Genomic DNA, 3,047 nt, shown 5'->3' with positions numbered 1-3,047 from the left:
CCGCACTATCATCGGCGCAGAGGCGTTTCACTGTCCTGTTCGGGATGGGAAGGAGTGGGACCACCTCGCTATGGTCATCAGGCATAACTTGTTGTCATCTTGACTGAGTGGTCAAGACGACCAATTCATAGAGCGATCAGCTTGTAATTTGATTGCGTTCAACCCGGCATATATTCTTTGAGCGGTGCGGGGCACCGATCAAAGTTATAGGGTCAAGCCGCACGAGCAATTAGTATCGGTTAGCTTAACGCATTGCTGCGCTTCCACACCCGACCTATCAACGTCCTGGTCTTGAACGACTCTTCAGGGGGCTCGAGGCCCCGGCAGATCTCATCTTGGAACGAGTTTCCCGCTTAGATGCTTTCAGCGGTTATCTCTTCCGCACTTAGCTACCCTGCAATGCCACTGGCGTGACAACAGGTACACCAGAGGTGCGTCCACTCCGGTCCTCTCGTACTAGGAGCAGGCTTCCTCAAATCTGCAGCGCCCACGGAAGATAGGGACCAAACTGTCTCACGACGTTTTAAACCCAGCTCACGTACCTCTTTAAATGGCGAACAGCCATACCCTTGGGACCGGCTACAGCCCCAGGATGAGATGAGCCGACATCGAGGTGCCAAACACCGCCGTCGATATGAACTCTTGGGCGGTATCAGCCTGTTATCCCCAGAGTACCTTTTATCCGTTGAGCGATGGCCCTTCCATACAGAACCACCGGATCACTATGTCCTGCTTTCGCATCTGCTCGACGTGTCAGTCTCGCAGTTAAGCACGCTTATGCCATTGCACTATCGTCACGATTTCCGACCGTAACTAGCGTACCTTCGAACTCCTCCGTTACGCTTTAGGAGGAGACCGCCCCAGTCAAACTGCCTACCATGCACTGTCCCCGACCCGGATAACGGGCCTAGGTTAGAACCTCAAACGCACCAGGGTGGTATTTCAACGTTGGCTCCACCCGATCTAGCGACCGGGCTTCAAAGCCTCCCACCTATCCTACACAGATCCGTTCAAAGTCCAATACAAAGCTACAGTAAAGGTTCATGGGGTCTTTCCGTCTTTCCGCGGGGAGATTGCATCATCACAAACATTTCAACTTCGCTGAGTCTCGGGAGGAGACAGTGTGGCCATCGTTACGCCATTCGTGCAGGTCGGAACTTACCCGACAAGGAATTTCGCTACCTTAGGACCGTTATAGTTACGGCCGCCGTTTACTGGGACTTCAATCAAGAGCTTGCACCCCATCATTTAATCTTCCAGCACCGGGCAGGCGTCACACCCTATACGTCCACTTTCGTGTTTGCAGAGTGCTGTGTTTTTATTAAACAGTCGCAGCCACCGATTCTTTGCAACCGCTTTGGGCTCCATCCGCGAGGGACTTCACCTACTGGCGGCACACCTTCTTCCGAAGTTACGGTGTCAATTTGCCGAGTTCCTTCTCCCGAGTTCTCTCAAGCGCCTGAGAATACTCATCTCGCGCACCAGTGTCGGTTTGCGGTACGGTCGTGTGTAGCTGAAGCTTAGTGGCTTTTCCTGGAAGCAGGGTATCGCTCGCTTCGGCGGCAAGCCGCCTCGTTATCACCCCTCATCTTAGCCCGGCGGATTTTCCTACCAGGCACGACTACAGGCTTGAACCGGGACATCCAACACCCGGCCGAGTTAACCTTCTCCGTCCCCACATCGCACTACACATCGGTACAGGAATATTGACCTGTTTCCCATCAGCTACGCATCTCTGCCTCGCCTTAGGGGCCGACTCACTCTACGCCGATGAACGTTGCGTAGAAAACCTTGCGCTTACGGCGAGCGGGCTTTTCACCCGCTTTAACGCTACTCATGTCAGCATTCGCACTTCTGATACCTCCAGCAGCCCTTACAGGCCACCTTCACAGGCTTACAGAACGCTCTCCTACCACGTACGCTTGCGCGCACATCCGCAGCTTCGGTAACTGGCTTAGCCCCGTTACATCTTCCGCGCAGGACGACTCGATCAGTGAGCTATTACGCTTTCTTTAAATGATGGCTGCTTCTAAGCCAACATCCTGACTGTTTTAGCCTTCCCACTTCGTTTCCCACTTAGCCAATTTTAGGGACCTTAGCTGGCGGTCTGGGTTGTTTCCCTCTTGAGTCCGGACGTTAGCACCCGGTGCTCTGTCTCCCACGCTGTACTCTTCGGTATTCGGAGTTTGCATAGGTTTGGTAAGTCGCCATGACCCCCTAGCCTAAACAGTGCTCTACCCCCGAAGGTAATACGTGAGGCACTACCTAAATAGTTTTCGGAGAGAACCAGCTATTTCCAAGTTTGTTTAGCCTTTCACCCCTATCCACAGCTCATCCGCTAGTTTTGCAACACTAGTCGGTTCGGACCTCCAGTACCTGTTACGGCACCTTCATCCTGGCCATGGATAGATCACTTGGTTTCGGGTCTACACCCAGCGACTGGACGCCCTATTCGGACTCGATTTCTCTTCGGCTTCCCTATTCGGTTAACCTCGCCACTGAATGTAAGTCGCTGACCCATTATACAAAAGGTACGCCGTCACCCCAAAGGGCTCCGACTTTTTGTAAGCATGCGGTTTCAGGATCTATTTCACTCCCCTCCCGGGGTTCTTTTCGCCTTTCCCTCACGGTACTAGTTCACTATCGGTCGATGATGAGTATTTAGCCTTGGAGGATGGTCCCCCCATCTTCAGACAGGATTTCTCGTGTCCCGCCCTACTTTTCGCTAGCTCAGTACCACACGTCACCTTTCGCGTACGGGGCTATCACCCGCTATGGCCGGCCTTTCCAGACCGTTTCGCTAGACGTCGTGCTATCACTAGCAGGCTCCTCCGATTTCGCTCGCCACTACTCTCGGAATCTCGGTTGATGTCTTTTCCTCGAGCTACTGAGATGTTTCAGTTCACCCGGTTCGCCTCATGACCCTATGTATTCAGATCACGATTCCCTTGCGGGAGGGTTTCCCCATTCGGAAATCCCCGGATCAAAGCTAATTTGCCAGCTCCCCGAGGCTTATCGCAGGCTATCACGTCCTTCGTCGCCTATCA

At 53.3% G+C, this 3,047-nt stretch carries 2 rRNA genes (1 of these 2 cut by a window edge); both read right to left on the bottom strand.

Going from position 1 to position 3,047, the window contains the following annotated elements:
- Positions 1–82: ribosomal RNA gene (gene rrf, locus WG922_RS21820) — 5S ribosomal RNA — on the bottom strand; the annotation flags it as partial.
- 126 nt (positions 83–208) lie between these two features.
- Positions 209–3,047: ribosomal RNA gene (locus WG922_RS21815) — 23S ribosomal RNA — on the bottom strand (it continues 39 nt past the right edge of the window).

Source organism: Ramlibacter sp. AN1015, assembly GCF_037726105.1.
Taxonomy (GTDB): Bacteria; Pseudomonadota; Gammaproteobacteria; order Burkholderiales; family Burkholderiaceae_C; genus Ramlibacter.
Note: the sequence above shows the minus strand (reverse complement) of the source record. Positions and strands in the feature narration are given on the sequence as shown.